This is a genomic window from Afipia birgiae 34632, assembly GCF_000308295.2.
GTDB classification, from domain to species: Bacteria; Pseudomonadota; Alphaproteobacteria; order Rhizobiales; family Xanthobacteraceae; genus Afipia; species Afipia birgiae.
This window is the reverse complement of the sequence record NZ_HG326656.1, coordinates 37093-52124: the sequence shown is the minus strand read 5'-3', so window position 1 is coordinate 52124 and position 15032 is coordinate 37093. Positions and strand designations below refer to the sequence as shown.

Below are 15032 nucleotides of genomic sequence, written 5' to 3'. Positions count from 1 at the left end.
CGGCCGTTCTACCGAGACCGAGGCATCACAAGACAGATCGTTCTACGACCTGCGCGCGACCATCACTGCCGGCCGACTGATCGCGCTCACCGCGGTGATCGGCTCGGGCAAGTCGCTCCTGGTGCGCCGTCTGCGCGAGGCGCTCGAGCGCGAGAACCGCGTCATCGTGTCTCGCGCGCTCAGCCTGGAGAAGGCTAAGATCACGGTGCCGCTGCTCGTATCGGCGCTGTTCTACGATCTCAGCCCGGACAAGCTCCCCACCATCTCGCGCCAGGCTGAGCGCCGCGAGCGCGACCTCCAGGAGCTGTTTCGCAAGGCCAAGAAGCCGGTCGCGCTATTCGTCGATGACGCGCACGACCTCCACGCTAATACGCTGAAGGCGCTCAAGCGCCTGGTCGAGCTCGTCCAGGAAGGTGGCGGGCAGCTCTCCGTCGTCATGCTGGGCTACCCGCGGCTCAAGAACGACCTACGTCGCCCCACCATGGAGGAGGTAGGTGATCGCACGACGCTGTTCGAATTCGGAGGGCTGCGCGACCGTCAGCGCGACTTCATCGACTGGGTACTTCGCGCCTCGCTCGAGGAGGGCGTCGAGCCCGAGGAGGTGATCACCGACGAAGCGGCGACCCTGCTCGCCGCGCGGCTGAAAACGCCGCTCCAGCTCAGCCGCTACCTCGTCCGCGCGTTCGAGGCCGGGTTCGGAATCGGTGCCAAGCCGATCGACGGGACCATCGTCGACGGCGTGCTGTCGCGCCGCCTCGACGACATCGAGCCCGAGCTGAACCGGCACGGCTACGACGTGAAGGCGCTGTGCGACCAGTTCGACGCCAAGCCCGCCGAGATCCGCAAGCTCATGCGGGGCGAGCTGGAAGGTGCTCGCGCGACCGAGCTCACCGACGAGATGCGCGTCGCCGGATTGCCGATCTGAACGTCTCACTTAATGCGCGCCGGTCGATCGCCTTCTCGCGTCCGTCTCACACAGAGCGCGCTCGTTCTCAAACAGCGTGGCTTCAGACCGACCTACAATTTCACGGAGCGTGCGTCAGAACGAGCCTATAATCTCGCGCCGAGCCGATCATCATTGCAGGCCGTCACACATAGACGTCGACGCGCGCGCCTTCTTTCTTCTCAGTCATTTTCCTGAACCTCCGTTTCGGAGGTCGCGCCCATCGCGACCCCGTCACGGCGGTCCATCGCCAGGGAAATCAGGGGCGCGGCGCACCCTCGGGCCGCAACGAAGTAGAGGGCGGCGAAGCCGCTGCGCCGGGTCCCGGCCCTGGCAGGACCGAAAGCCGGACGGGTGTCGCGATGCGCTCTGCCTTTTTCATTTCCTTTTCTCTTCATCTTCGCGAGCAGCCGCATGACGTTCTTCGGCGGCTGCGGGCGCGATAGCGACACGAAAAAGGCCGGACCCGTTAGGGGACGGCCCAGCGATAGTGGCCTCGAGGAAGGGCGAGGCCGAAGCCTCGCCCGGTGCGATCACCCGAAGGCGGCCATCTGCACGTCGGCCGCCTTGCGATCGAGCGCCTGGCCGGGATTTTCGACCGGACGCTGGAACGGCTTCCAGCGCTCGCCGACGACGTGTTCGTAGGCGGCCACGGCGCCCTCGGCTGCCGCGCGCAGTGCGTGTGACTGCAAGGCCATGTCGGCGGCGAACTCGCGCTTGCGCTGCGCGGCACTGTCGAAGCCAACAGGGCCGTCGAGGTCTTCGTCGCGCAAGTCGTTGGAGGCCTTGGCCGTCGCATCGCGGGCTTCGGTCACTGCGCGGGAATAGAACTGGCCGGCGCCGTGTGCGGAGCCGACATAGGCGCCGACGATCCGCTGCAGATGGATCTGCATCGCCCGCTCGCCGAGGCCTTCGCTCAGGCTGTCGGCCGTCTCGACGATCATGCGCTGGTGGAGATCGCGGATCCCGTCGCTGTCGAGAACGGGAAGACCGAAGCTTTCGGAGATGAGCAACGCCTGGGCGGCGTCGGGGCAGGCAAGCCTGACCATTTCGAGCGTGGTGCTCTTGCGAAGCTGAACGACCTTTGCGGGCTGACGTTGGGTGCGAGCGGCTTTGGTCATGAGAACATCCTTTCCTTCGGTTCGCCTGAAGGGCCCGGGCCGGCTCCTGCCGGTCCTCCCTTCGGGTGCGATCGACCGAAACCGGCGGAAAGACGGGCGCTTCAGGGTCCGGGGTTGCCGGATCGAGCGGAGCGGGTTTGCGCGCAAGCAGGGCTTTCAGCCCTCGCGAAGCGCGCGGGCCTGCTCTGCCGAGATCGGCGGCTCCGGCCGCACCGCGGCGCGCAGCGGCCTTGAAGCGACCGGCCGCCGGTTTAAGAGCGCAACAAAACCCGAGGGGAGGTCCGGCGGGCCGGAACGCCGATCAGGAAGGAAAACCGATCGGCAAGGACTTCCATGACCTGCCGCCGCACTCCTTCCGCTCCGCCGGCGTTCGCGACGCGCGACACCCGCCAGTAGCCCGTCGTCTTCCACGACGCTCTGGCACCTCATCGGAGAAAGTCGGCAATATCTCCCGGTCGCGCGCCAGGCGCTCACCACCGGCACGATCGTCCTGTCGGTCGCGGCTCAAGATCTCGGGTGCTGCTGTCGACCATCGGCAAAGATGCGCGCCTATGCCGACGCCGCCGAGGCCCTGACGCTTTCCCCAGCACCGACGCCCACGACGGAAACCGCCAATCCCGACGCCTTGCGTGCGTCAACCCGTGCGCCCGCACCGCTCGACCCGCATACTCTATGGGTACGACGCGGGCATGGTCCCGGTCGCACGTTGCGTCGACGTCGCCAAGGGCCCTACGCCCGATGCCACCCGACGTGGAGAACGCCTCACCGTTCGATCGAGGACCGGCGTCCGGCTCGATCCGCGATGCCGCGACCTCATAGTGCAGGCCCGCTATCGAGCTGGTCGACCCGTGCGAGGCATCGCATCGTCCGCCACGAACGACGCCGAGGCGCTGACGCAGCGCCTCGATCGCATGATCCTGCCGCGCGAGCTTGCGCGACAATGCATCGATTTCCGGTTGACGCTCCGCCGTGAGCGCCGCCAGTCTCGTGCGATACCGCTCGAGGAACGCACCCGGATCGGGCGGCTTGCCGCGGCGATAGCCGGCATGCTTGCGACCGAGCGACGGGATCAGCGCGGTCATCTGCCGCGTGATCTGCCGATCGATTATGTTCAATTGGCGTTGCGTCTGGCGCTGTGCCTCCTCCATGCGGTGGAGGAGAAGAAGACGATCAGGAGAGAGGTTCACGCCGCCCTCCCTGGTTGCCAGCCGATGAAATCGGATGATCCGCCGTAGACCTGGTGTCGAGCAGGATCGATCACGAAGCCGAAGCGGCCGATGTGATATTCGTCCGATGGAACGAGGAAACGGCGTTCCTCGGTTCCAGCGACGCGCTTGCCGCCCAGCGTCGCGACGATCTCGACGAAGCCCGCTACCTGCTTGGAGGTGATCGCCGAGACGACAATCCAGTCGTGCGCGTGCACCGTGTCGAACGCACGGCGGTCCTTCTCGTGGGACTCGCCTGGCAGGAGAATCGTGCCGGAGATCGCCTCCCATGCATCGGGCCAACTATCCTTGACCGTGCGCTCGGCGCAGCGTCGCTCAAATGCCGTGAAAAGATGAGGGAAGGTGATCGCGACGATCGCCCATGCGGCATCTTCCTTATATGATGATTGGTCAACCCATCTGTTCTCCATCGTTGTTCTCCATCGGTTTCGTTTCCAGTATCCAGGTGAACCCAGGTCTTTCCTCAGCCGGTAAACAGCCGGGACAACCTTATATTCGGTCGCTGCATGGGCAGCGGTGCCACATTCCCGCATTCGATGGGCTGGGTTCAGGAAGGCGCGACCATCCTCATACGCGGCGGTTTAGGCCAAAGAAGACTTCCGGTTCGCCTGCCTGGATCTACCGAAGCTGATCAGGCTTCGGCAGATATGGGTGAGGCTCTATGCATTCTTCAGCCGTGCGCCATCGATCACGATGCCTGCAGTCACATATTTCCACAGAGCGACAAGCAGTTTGCGTGCAAGCGCCACGACAATCTTTTTGCGCTGAGCTGCGCCGCTCGATGCTGCTCGCTGTCGGAACCAATCGGAGAGCGCTGAATCTGGTTGATGCCGCAACCAGAGCCAGGCCGCCTGTATCATCGTGGTTCGCAGCCTCGGATTCCCGGCCTTCGACACGCCCTGATCGCGATCGATAGAACCGCTTTGCCACGGCGTCGGCGCCAATCCCGCATAGGCGGCGATTTGCCTGCGATTATCGAAGTGCCTGTAAAAACCTTCCGCCCAAAGCAGCGACGCGAACTCGGGTCCGATGCCACGCACGTTCTCGAGCATGGAGACAGCGCTATTTGCCTCTTTCCGTTCGCACATAAGAAGCTTGTCGCGCTCTGCCTCAATCGTTCTGATCTGCTCAATGACCAATTCGAGACGATCGAGTTCCCGCGATATCTGGGCTTTCATGAACGGTGGAAGCGGACGGCCATCGCCAGTACGAAGGTCTTCGAGGCGCGGCCGCCGATCTCGGTTGAGGGGCCGATAGTTCGAAATACCTTGAGCAAACAACAGTCCTTCTATTCGATTGGCGTGTCTCAACCGCTCCACGACCAAAGCCTTCCTTTCCCTAAGGAGCCTGCGCCGATCTTCCTCATCATGAGACGGAACCCGAACCATCGCGCATGCGCGCGGTTCGCCGCGTTTGAACGCCATCAGTGCGCGGACGAGTAGTTCGCCATCGATGCGATCGGTCTTGGCTCGGCGTGCTTTCCTTGGAACTGCGATCGACGTCGCGTCCACCACATAGCTTTCAAGGCCTTCGTCAACCAAGACTCGATGGACCCAGAATCCGTCGAGACCGGCCTCTTGGATAATAATCACAGGAAACGACAGTCCAGTTTTACTGAGCACTTTGGAGCGCAGATCAGCGACCAATGTGAGCAGTTGACCGACCCCGCCGACCGGGAGACCTTTGCGCGCCATCTTGGTGTCGATGGCGGGAGCAAATGAAGTAACGAGCCACGTTGACTGGCTCAGCTCCACAGAAACATAAATGGCCTTTGCGGCATCCATTACGGACTCTGCCCCACCCTGAATTATCGATTTCATTTATCTGTCCCCTCATGATGATCGGTGGCCCGAGCTTTGCTGCCGCGGGCACTAGGGTCAATCATGGGACTCGTACCAGCCGCCGGCCGAGCGCAGCATGGGGTGGACCTTGCGGTTTCGCTCGGCCGAGAGCTTGAAGCCGCCGTGCCCGGCGGTCGAATGCGACGTAACGCCCTCGGCGTAGACGGTCGCGCCCTGCGAGGTTCCCCAGGGGGTGTGGGAACGCGAATATTCCTCGATACGGCCGAGCATCGTGCGTTCGCGTTGATGCTCGGCGTTTTCGAGCACGCGGGCACGAAACGCCGCTTCATCGGCGAGCTCGCCCGAATGGCCGTAGAAGTCGCTGCGCGTCCACTCGGCGATCGGGCGTGAGAGGCGCCAGGCCGTGACGAGATAGTGCCGGCCGTCGCGGGTCGGCGCCATGGCGAAGGCGGTGTTGCCGACGAGCGCGACGGGCATGTCGTCGGCACTGCGGCCGAAGGAGACCCCCGGAAATCCGAGGGCCTCGGTGCGTGAGTGAACAGGTGAGGGGACGCTCATGCCGCGGTCCTCCCCTCGACGATGTCGGTGCCGAACTCGTCGGCCATCACGTGCTCGAGCACCGCGTGCGGATAGCCATGACGCGTCAGCCACTCTCTCGCATCGGCCTCGTCCGTCGCGAGATGGACGAGCTCGGCACTGTCGCCGGGTCCGTCGAACACGCGGACAGAGCCGATAACCGGGCGCTCGACGATGGTGAACTGCAGCCGCGAGTCCAAGGAGAACGTCCGATGGACGCGGATCGCGATGACGCCGCCGCCGCCGAAGTCGGCCTCGTGTAGCGTGAAGCACGCCGACAACGAGATATTGCCGACGCCGCGCGCGCCCTGCTTTCGGATCAAGCGGCCGCTGCTGTTGCTGGTGCGCCAGACAGCCAGCTTCTTGTTGAAGCGAGCCGGCGGCTGCGGCGTCGCGTCAGACCAGGCGACGATCGCGCCGATGGGTGCGTTGTCGAGGATTGTGTGCGCGGACATGGTGTCCTCCTTGGATAGCGCGTGTGTGGAAACGGAACCGCCGCCGGCAGGGCCGGCGGCGGGATGTCGTTCGGAAGATGAGGGGGATGTGCCCGCTTACTCGGCCGCATCCAGGAATTCGCCGGCCTCATCATCGGTGAGATCTTCGGCGATCCCGCCGGTATCCTCTTCGGCCTCGTCGTCGACCGCCGATGCCGCACTCGACGACAGCCATCCGGAAAGCTTCGCCGGATCGGGCGCGAAGAGCGCGGACGGATGGACGAAGTGTCCCTCCTTGAAGTGCTCGACGAGCGCAGCGCGCGTGTCCTTTACCCGCTGGCGCGGCAGGACCGGCGTGTCCGTGCACGAGCCTTCGAGTGCGGGCCGCGACAGGCACGAGAGGAAGTCCTCGGTGCCCATGTTCGGCAGGAACGCATCGGCGCCGACGACCTCCCCGGCGACGCGGGCGACGATGCCACTGTTGGTCGCGTTCTCCCGGCACGAGAACACGTCGACGAGCATGGTGCGGGCCGCGACGCGGAGCGTGTCCATGTCGAAGGCGAGCTTGCCATCGGCGTCGAAGAGCACCGCCGCGTTCCTCGCCAGACGGCTGTGGCCGTAGTAGACGCCGCCGCTTCCGGTGGTCACCGAGACGTTCTGGCCGGCGAAAGCGAGGATCAGCAGCGCCATCAGCGTGTCATCCTCGATCGGCGCGCGGCCGAGCGCCTCGCGCAGCGCATCGGTGCGATAGTCGCCGATCATCTCGATGCCCTTGCGGGTGACGTCGGGCCGCGGCCTCGAGATTTCGCCCACATCGTCCGCGACCTCGTTGGTGCCACCTGCGCTCTTGCCCGCCTTCGGCTTCTTGGCCTCCGGCATCCGGTAATGCACCGTCTGCACGCGACCCTCGCGGTCGAGATACATCGCCGTGCAATCGGACTTCGTCGGCTTGCCGTAGACGCGCTCGGCCTTCGGCGGCAGCTTCACCTCGCCCCAGTTCGTGGTCTCGGCGATGACGCCTTTCTTCGGCAGGTTGGTCGTCATCCACTCCTGCTGCGCACCGAGGAAGGCCTCGACATTCGTGGTGTAGCGGCTGTCCTCGTCCGCCGGCGCGAAGAGATCCTCGACCCACTGGATGCCATAGGCCTGCGCGAGGTCGTCGCCGAAGCTCGCGTGACGCGCAAACATGCGTGTCTTCTGCAGCGCCTGCGCAACGCTCCACCACGAGACCTGCGGGTCGCCCTTCGACGGCTTGTGCTTCTTCCAGACCTCCTTCTGTTCCTCCGGCGCCGCGGCGGCGATCGTCCGCAGCTGCTGTTCGTTCGGCATGTCGCCCTTGGCCATATAGTCGAGCATCGCCGGCAGGACGTTGGCGAGCAGACGAAGTTTCTTGATCTGACGCACGGGAAGCGCCAGCGCGACGGCGATCGCCTCCTCGGTCCAGCCGAGCGCGACCAGGCGTTCGATCGCACGCCATTGATCGACCGGGTTCATCGGTTCGAAGGCGATGTTCGTCACCATCGAACGCATCGCGCCGTTGTCGTTCGCGGCCTCGTCGACGAGCACGTCGATTTCCTCGAGACCGGCGGCGATCGCCTGCTTCACGCGGCGGTGGCCGGCATTGATGACGTAGCCGTTGCCGCCGTCCTTTTCCGGCGTGATGACGGGCGGCTGAACGATGCCGACAGCCTTGATCGTGGCGAGCAACAGCGCGTCGGCCTGCGGCGTCGACTTTGTCTGGCGCGTACGGTCGGGATTTTCCTTCAGCGCACGCGGATCGACCTTGATGAGATGCATGGGAACGCTCCTTTTGGGGGTTGCGGACCGGCCTTGCCGACCCTTTCTTGTCTTCTTCCCGAAGACACCCCCCGGCCCGCGGAGCGGACGGGCCGACGCAACTGCGGGCGAGCATCCCTGCCCGACAAGACCAGCTGGGCAAAAGCCCTGCGCAGGATGACGGGCCGGGATCGCGCAGGCCGCGGTTGAGCTTCAGCGGCGACGGCCCGCCCGATCTGCGAGCGGGTTTTTCCCCTTTCTCTTCTCCTCCTCTTTCCTCTCAGGCCGCCACCGGCATGCCGCTGGCGCTTCCACCATCTTCCGCCAGCGCCTTCTCCACCTCCGCCAACTGCCGACGCTTGTCAGCAAGCTCGCCGGCGAAGGCGAATTCCCCGCCGTCGCGGGATTCGTAGGATGTAAGCCGCCGACGGGCATCGGCGAGACGCTGGCGATAGCGCTCGCGCTCGCCCTCGAAATCGTCGAGCGCGTGCTCGAGGCGCGCGATCGCGCCGAGCGGCGTCACCGTCACCGGCAGCTCGATTTCGTATTCGGCGCCGGTGCGCAGCAGCATCGTCGTGTATCGGTAGCCGTCGCGGTCGAAGCGCTCGCCGCAATACTCGACGTCGAAGCCGCCGATCGAAGCGATAACGATTTCGTCCTCCTGCTGGAGCTGCACCAGCGTCAGAATCTCCTTCAACAGCACGCGGCCGGCGAGCTTTCGCTCGGCGTGAGATTCGCCCGTCACCGTCATCGCGAAAGCGTCGCCCGAGGTCGGAATCCGCCGCGCGATGTCTTTCCCGATCTCAGCCACCCGGCGGGTCGAGAACTCGATGTCACGTTCGGCGTCGCGGATCTGCCGGCGAACGGCGTGCCGATCGTCGATATGCGCCGCACGCAGCCGCTCAAGCCGGGCGATATCGGCTTCGAGCCCCGCCTTCTGCATGAGACGCGGATCGCCCGAGGCAATCGCCTTGGCCATGGCGAACTGGTTGGCCTGGCTCTCGCCCATGTCTTCGAGCCGGCGGATCGAGGTGTCGCCCGACAAAGCGGCGGCGATGAAGCGAGCCTTGCGCTCGTTGTTCTGCCACATCTGCGCATCGAGGCTGCCCTCGGTGGCGTAGGCGTAGATATCGACCTCGTCGTGCTGGTTGCCTTGCCGGACGATCCGGCCCTCGCGCTGCTCGATCTGCGACGGAAGCCAGGGGACGTCGAGGTGATGCAAGGCCTTCAGGCGCAACTGCGCATTCACGCCGGTCCCCATCGTGTCGGACGAGCCGATCAGGAAGCGGACCTTGCCGGCGCGCACGTCGCCGAACAGGCGCTGCTTCGCGTCTGATTTCTTATAGTCCTGCATGAAGGCGATTTCGGAGGCGGGCACGCCCATGCGGACAAGCTCGTCGCGGATCCAGCGATAGGCTGAGAAGCCGCGCGATTTCTCGACGCTGATGGTGCCGAGGTCCGAGAAGATCATCTGCGCTGCGCCGGGCAGTTCGAACGGCTTGCCGTCGGAGCGGACATAGGTGTTCTCGGTGGTAGCGCTCCAGATTCGAAAAGCGGTGTCGACGAGCTGGTTCAGCTTGTTGTCGGCTTCGTTGTCGTTGTCCGGGTCGACCAGGCGCAGGTCGATCGCGGCGTGCCGGCCGTCGGTGATGACCGAGAGCAGGATGTCGTCGCCCGGCTCCGGCGCACGATCACGCTCCTCGATCGCCTTGATGCGCTCGCCGAGCAGCGTCTGATATCGCTTGAATGCCGCCGACGGCTTCGCGGTGAGGATCTGCCGTTTGCCGGTCGAGATCGCCGGCACCTTGACGTACTCGCGCAGATCCTCGGGCGTCACCACGTCGGCGAATGACCGGAACATCGCGATCAGTTCCGGCACATTCACGAAGGTGGCGAAGCGCGTGACTGGCTTGTACTTGCCGGACGGCTGCAGCTCGAGCTCGGTCGAGACGTCGCCGAACGTGCTCGCCCAGGCGTCGAACTCGTGCAGGCCGCGCTCGAGGAGCGCCGCGTAGCCGAGATAGCGCTGCACCGAGAACATCTCGCCGAGCGTGTTGGTGATCGGCGTTCCGGACGCAAGCACGAGCGCGCGGCCTGGATTGCGGGTCTCGACGAAGCGAGATTTGACGAACAAGTCCCAGGCGCGCTGCGACCCATTCGGATCGACGCCCTTGAGCGTCGACATGTTGGTGGCAAAGGAGAGCTTCCTGAACTCCTGCGCCTCATCGACGATGATCTGGTCGACGCCGATCTCGGAGATGGTCAAGAGATCGTCCTTGCGCGTCGAGAGCGCCTCCAGCCTTTCCTTCAGGCCCTCCTTGAGCCGTTCGAGGCGCTTGCGCGAGACGCGGTCGTCGCTCTCGACCTTTGTCAGCAACGTCTCGTAGAGCTCGAGCTCGTCCTGGATCATCTGTTGCTCGAACGCCGATGGCACGGCGATGAAACGGAACGCCGAGTGCGTGATGATGATCGCGTCCCAGGTCGCGGTCGCGGCGCGCGACAGGAAGCGGTGACGCTTGTCCTTGGTGAAGTTCGTCTCATCGGCAACGAGGATGCGCGCGTTCGGATAGAGCGCGAGGAACTCGCGGGCCGCCTGCGCCAGACAATGGCCGGGAACGACGAGCATCGCCTTCGCGATCAGGCCGAGCCGGCGTTGTTCCATGACGGCGGCTGCCATCGTCATGGTCTTGCCGGCGCCGACGGCGTGGGCAAGATAGGTCGAGCCGGCCGATATGATGCGCCAGATGCCACGCTTCTGGTGTCCATAAAGAATAAAGGCGCCAGAGGCGCCCGGAAGTTTCAGATGCGAGCCGTCGAACGCTCTTGGCGCGATGTTGTTGAAGCGGTCGTTGTAGACGCGCGCCAGGCGGTCGGTGCGGTCGGGATCCGACCAGATCCAGCGTTGGAATTCGTCCTTGATCTTCTGCAGCTTCGTCTTTGCCGCCTCGGTATCGACGACATTGAGTACACGCCTTTCGCTGTCGCCGTCCTTGATGATGTCGAAGATCTGCGGCACGCGGCTGTTGAGCGCGTCAGTGAGAAGCTCGCCGGCATGTCGGCGGTCGGTGCCCCATTCGGAGGTCCCTGCCGCGATCCAGCCGAGTTGCCGCGCTTCCACCGTCCACGAGGCGAGCTCGGGCATGTGGTGGATCTTGATGTCGGCGGCCATCGTCTCCTTGACGAAGGCGACGATATCGGACGCCGGAATCCACGGCGCACCGAGCCGTGCGGTGATATCCGAGGGATTGAGATCGGTGGGCTGAACACCCTGCAACGCCGTGACGTTGCGCTCATAGTCCGGATCGAGCGCCGCGGCGGCCTCGGATGCCTTCAGCTTGTCGCGGACAGGGCCGGATAGATAGGCGTCGGCGGTCTGCCAGGAGCCATCGACGGGATCGCGAAAGATCGCACTTCCGAGCTCGGCGACGACATGGTCGCGCTCGCAATGCAACAGCTCTGCGATATGGTCGATGTCGACGCGGCCACGCTCGTTCAACACGACGGCAAGTGCATCGGCGGCGCTGGTGATCACCGGCGGGGCCGGCGGCGAGATCACGCGCTCGGTGAAGATCGGCCCGGGTTTGGCCGTGTTGGTCTCGAGGTCGTAGTCTTCAATCGAAGCGACCAGCCAGCAATCGGGATCGTCGAGGAAGGGCTGCAGGTTCGGTCGGCGATGGGTCTCGCGCACCTCGCCGGTCTCCTCATCCTCGGTCATCGCGACGGTCGTGAAATTGATCGGACCGAAATCGCGCACGAAATTCGACCAGGCGATGCGCAGCCGGACCTGCGCGTCCTTCCAGGGCCGGTCGAGCTCTTGCGCCTTCAAGACTTCACGAACGGCATCGCGGATCAGGATCAGCTTTCGGATGATCCTGACATGCTTCTCGGGGACTCCCTCGGCGCCGCGCCCCTTGCGGACCTTGACCGCGACCGGCTTGCCGTCGAGGACCTGCATGACGCCGTGGGCTTTGTCGGCGACGTAACTTCCCTCGCGCACATGGCGATCTGACGGAAGATCGACGTCGGTCGGATGGTCGGCGTCTTCGAGATCCTGATCAATCGCGTCCGGCTCACCGTCGTAGATCGCTTCCGGAAGGAGACGGAGCGCGTCCGAGAGGGCTTCGAAGAGCTTGTCGCCCTCGCGCGGCAGGCAGGTGTAAGTCTCGCCGAAGGGACCGGAGGCGAGCGCATGCGTTCCAAGCACGAACTCTGGACGCTGCGCAAACCAGCGGTTCACGCGGATCGCGCTTTCGTCCTGCGTTCCGGGCCGCACCTCTTCGACGTCGAGCCAGGTTTGGTCGCCCGCCGGCTCGCCCACCTTGCGCTTGCGGAAGAAGAGAAGGTCGACCACCACATCGGTTCCGGCGGCGACGCGGAAGCTTCCCTCTGGGAGACGGATAGCGGCGACGAGATCGGCCGACCCGGCGACATGTTCACGCGCCGAGGAATCCATCTTGTCCATCGTGCCGTGCGAGGTGACGAAGGCGGCGAGCGCCCCGGGCTTCAGCAGGTCGATGGCGCGTGCGATGAAGTAGTCGTGCAGACGCAAAATGAGCGAGCGATACGCCCGGTCCGATCGGACGGTGCGGTCAGAGAACGGTGGATTCCCCACCGCGAGGTCGAAGCTCGCGGGAAGCTCGGTGCGCGCGAAATCACCGGTGATGACGCGGGCCCGTGGCTGCAACAGGCGGACGATGCGGGCCGTGACGGGGTCGAGCTCGACGCCGGTGACATGGCTTACAACGCGCAGGTCCTCCGGCATCAGCGCGGGAAACAGGCCGGTGCCGATGCCGGGTTCAAGCACGCGTCCACCGCGCCAGCCGAGACGCTGCAATGCCGCCCAGATCGCGCGGACGATCAGCTCCGGGGTGAAATGGGCGTACTGCGTGCAGCGGGCGAGCGACGCATAGTCGAGCTCGCCGACGGCATCCTCGAGCGAGGCGCCGATCTCCTGCCATCCCTCGCGGAAATCGATCTCGCCGGGGCGGCGAAAGACGCCGTTCGCAAGATCGGAAGCACCGAAGCCCGTGAAGCTGATCAGCTGCTCCTGCTCCTCGCGCGTCGCATTGCGTTGATCGGCCTCGATCTCGGCGGCAAGGCGGATGGCGGCGATGTTGTCGCGCGCACGGTCTTTCCAGACCTTGGCGAGCGGGCGATCGCCTGCCAGGTGAAAGTTCGTCCCACGCGTGAGGCGCGCAGGCGCCGTGGGCCGCACCGCCGCTACGATCGGAATCGCGGGAGCGGGCGTCGAGGGATCGGGCTCATCGTCGTCATCGTTCGCGAACGTGCCGCCGAATGCGGTCACACCGAGACCGAGGCCCGACGAGAGGGCGGTATTGCCGAAGAGGTCGAGGGTGAAGGGGTCGTCATGCGCCATCGTGATGTCTCCTGTGATGAAGGCGCGCGGCATCGACCTGCCGACGGATGCCGGCGGGAGCGATGGTCGCGGGAGGTTGCGGAAAGAGCGAGCCGCACGGCCCGGGATGTCAGCGGCGGATCGGTGTGATCGACATGCTGTCGTCAGTCATCGCGATCGCGAGATGCGTGGCTTCAGGGGCCGCCGCGATCAGCGTCACGAGCATTTCGGCGTCGAGAAAGTCGATGCCGTCATCGCCGCCGAAATACTGGCGCTTGTAGTGCCAGTAATCGAGGTTGGTCGTCGGATCGCATTCCTCGGCATAGACGACGAGCGGACGCTGCTGCCCTTCGGCGAGCTTGCCGTTGGACATGATGTAGACGCCTTCGTCGCCGACCAGCCAGACGCCGGGCTTTTCGTCCTTGCCCGGCGTAAGGCCGTAATGCGGATTACGGAAGCCGCCGTTCATCAGGGCATCGATGCGCCCACGCGCGATCACGGCGTGGACTGCCGTCACGGGAAAGGTGAACATGGCAGCTCCTATGCCGCGATCGCATCGGGCAGGTAGCGCAGATGCACAGGCAGCTTCACCGCGATTTCCGCGTCTGTCAGCCGATCGAGCAGCCGGAAATCATGGCTTCGATCTTGGCCGTAGATGATCACGATGCGCTTGCCCCGCTCTGCGGCGGGAAAGCGCCAGTCCGCATAGCCGCGATAGGGGTCATGCGTGCTCGACCAGATGTGCTCGAGGCGCTCCTCGCGTGTCATCGCCCGGACCGGCCGCGACTCGCGTTCGACGATCGCGGCGCGCATCCGCTCCGGCGATTGCCGGTCGCCGAGATCGCAATAGCCGTGGAAATAGCGGATGCGTTCGTCGATCTTCAGCTCGAAGAAGACGCTCATGATGCTGCCGGTGAGAAATTCGCGCATGGCGAACATGTCGCCGCGCATCCACAGCGGCGGCAGGATCTCGAACATGTAGTCGTGCTCGGCTTCGCCGATCTCGAACCATTCGCCCGAATAAAGAGCGGTCGCGTTGTCCTCCACCCGGTTCGGTCGCTCCTTATGCCGATCGAACATGCGAAACATCTGCCGGCGGTCGGCGGCGCCTTGACAGACCTTGCGGATCGAAGAGGGGATCATGGTGGGCTCCTTTTAGCCTCGTCGGGCCGGAGCGCGGCTCGCCCTTCCGGTTCGCCATCCTCTTCAGCCCTTCTGACCCCTCCTTCGCGGCCGCCTCTCCGGCCCGGCGGGTCAAGGGCCGCGAAGCGGGCGAAGCCTCCCTTGACGCGCCGGCCGGGCATGCGGCACGTCATTCCTCCTTTCCCGTCTCTCCCTTTCCCGTCCTCCCATCCCGGCGCTGCTCGGCCGACCGGATCGCCGCGAGCGCGGCTTTGAACAGGACCGATCCTCTGTCTTCCGCGAAGTCGGCGGCTGCGACGGCCGCCACGCAGGCGACATGGATATCGTCGTCACCGATCGAATCCGCCGAGAGCATCGTGAGGGCCTCATCATGCGCGATGACCTCGCCGATCGTCGCGCGCACCTCGCTCTCGTCGAAGGACAGCAGAATGTGCGGGCGCGGCGCCGGCGCATCCGGAGCGGGACTTTCATACCGGCAAGGATCGCCTCCGCCTTGGCAACGGCCGAGGTGGCGCGCCCGGCCCAACAAGCGCTCTGCTTGGCGTCGCCCACGCCGCTCAGCATCTTGACCAGACCGAGCAGGACCTCGAAATGAACCGCCTTGCGCTGCACCGTCTCGTCGAAATGCGTAGGCACCCGCAGAGCCTGGCCCCGA

Annotated in this window: 11 protein-coding genes and 2 pseudogenes; 1 reads left to right on the top strand and 12 read right to left on the bottom strand. The window is 64.9% G+C overall.

Annotated elements, in window-relative coordinates:
* The coding region (locus tag BN32_RS25135) for an AAA family ATPase (protein ID WP_040427733.1) at nt 1-925 on the top strand (925 nt) is incomplete at its 5' end.
* A gap of 200 nt (nt 926-1125) precedes the next feature.
* Here BN32_RS25135 and BN32_RS25130 read toward each other — a convergent pair.
* The 12 genes and pseudogenes from BN32_RS25130 to BN32_RS27315 form a co-directional block, all read right to left on the bottom strand.
* On the bottom strand, nt 1126-1359 hold the full coding sequence (locus BN32_RS25130; RefSeq protein WP_156947020.1) for a hypothetical protein: 234 nt from the start codon (nt 1357-1359) through the stop codon (nt 1126-1128).
* A gap of 117 nt (nt 1360-1476) precedes the next feature.
* Nucleotides 1477-2064 (bottom strand): hypothetical protein, encoded by a 588-nt coding sequence (locus BN32_RS25125; protein ID WP_019200141.1) that lies wholly within the window; start codon nt 2062-2064, stop codon nt 1477-1479.
* Nucleotides 2065-2534: 470 nt separating this feature from the next.
* A complete protein-coding gene (locus BN32_RS28165; RefSeq protein WP_347335479.1) occupies nt 2535-3251 on the bottom strand; it encodes a hypothetical protein in 717 nt (238 codons plus the stop codon).
* Nucleotides 3248-3670: pseudogene (locus tag BN32_RS25115) on the bottom strand (DUF7007 domain-containing protein); the annotation flags it as partial. The pseudogene BN32_RS25115 and the gene BN32_RS28165, both read right to left, overlap by 4 nt.
* A gap of 279 nt (nt 3671-3949) precedes the next feature.
* Nucleotides 3950-5074, bottom strand: coding sequence for an IS110 family RNA-guided transposase (locus BN32_RS25110; protein ID WP_019200144.1), 1125 nt, complete (start codon nt 5072-5074; stop codon nt 3950-3952).
* A gap of 105 nt (nt 5075-5179) precedes the next feature.
* A pseudogene (locus BN32_RS25105) lies at nt 5180-5650 on the bottom strand (DUF7007 domain-containing protein); the annotation flags it as partial.
* Complete coding sequence (locus BN32_RS25100; protein ID WP_019200146.1) at nt 5647-6123, bottom strand: hypothetical protein; 477 nt, start codon at nt 6121-6123, stop codon at nt 5647-5649. The gene BN32_RS25100 and the pseudogene BN32_RS25105, both read right to left, overlap by 4 nt.
* A 96-nt stretch (nt 6124-6219) precedes the next feature.
* The gene (locus tag BN32_RS25095) at nt 6220-7899 is read right to left on the bottom strand and encodes a ParB N-terminal domain-containing protein (protein ID WP_019200147.1); all 1680 of its coding nucleotides are present in this window, start codon (nt 7897-7899) and stop codon (nt 6220-6222) included.
* A 259-nt stretch (nt 7900-8158) separates the two neighbouring features.
* On the bottom strand, nt 8159-13255 hold the full coding sequence (locus tag BN32_RS25090; RefSeq protein WP_040427780.1) for a DEAD/DEAH box helicase family protein: 5097 nt from the start codon (nt 13253-13255) through the stop codon (nt 8159-8161).
* 109 nt (nt 13256-13364) lie between these two features.
* Complete coding sequence (locus BN32_RS25085) at nt 13365-13766, bottom strand: DUF3085 domain-containing protein (protein ID WP_019200150.1); 402 nt, start codon at nt 13764-13766, stop codon at nt 13365-13367.
* A gap of 8 nt (nt 13767-13774) precedes the next feature.
* Nucleotides 13775-14377, bottom strand: a complete 603-nt coding sequence (locus BN32_RS25080; protein WP_019200151.1) for a DUF1419 domain-containing protein — start codon at nt 14375-14377, stop codon at nt 13775-13777.
* 169 nt (nt 14378-14546) lie between these two features.
* Nucleotides 14547-14780: a hypothetical protein gene (locus BN32_RS27315; protein WP_173405809.1), complete on the bottom strand. Its 234-nt coding sequence runs from the start codon at nt 14778-14780 to the stop codon at nt 14547-14549.
* Nucleotides 14781-15032: the final 252 nt, after the last annotated feature.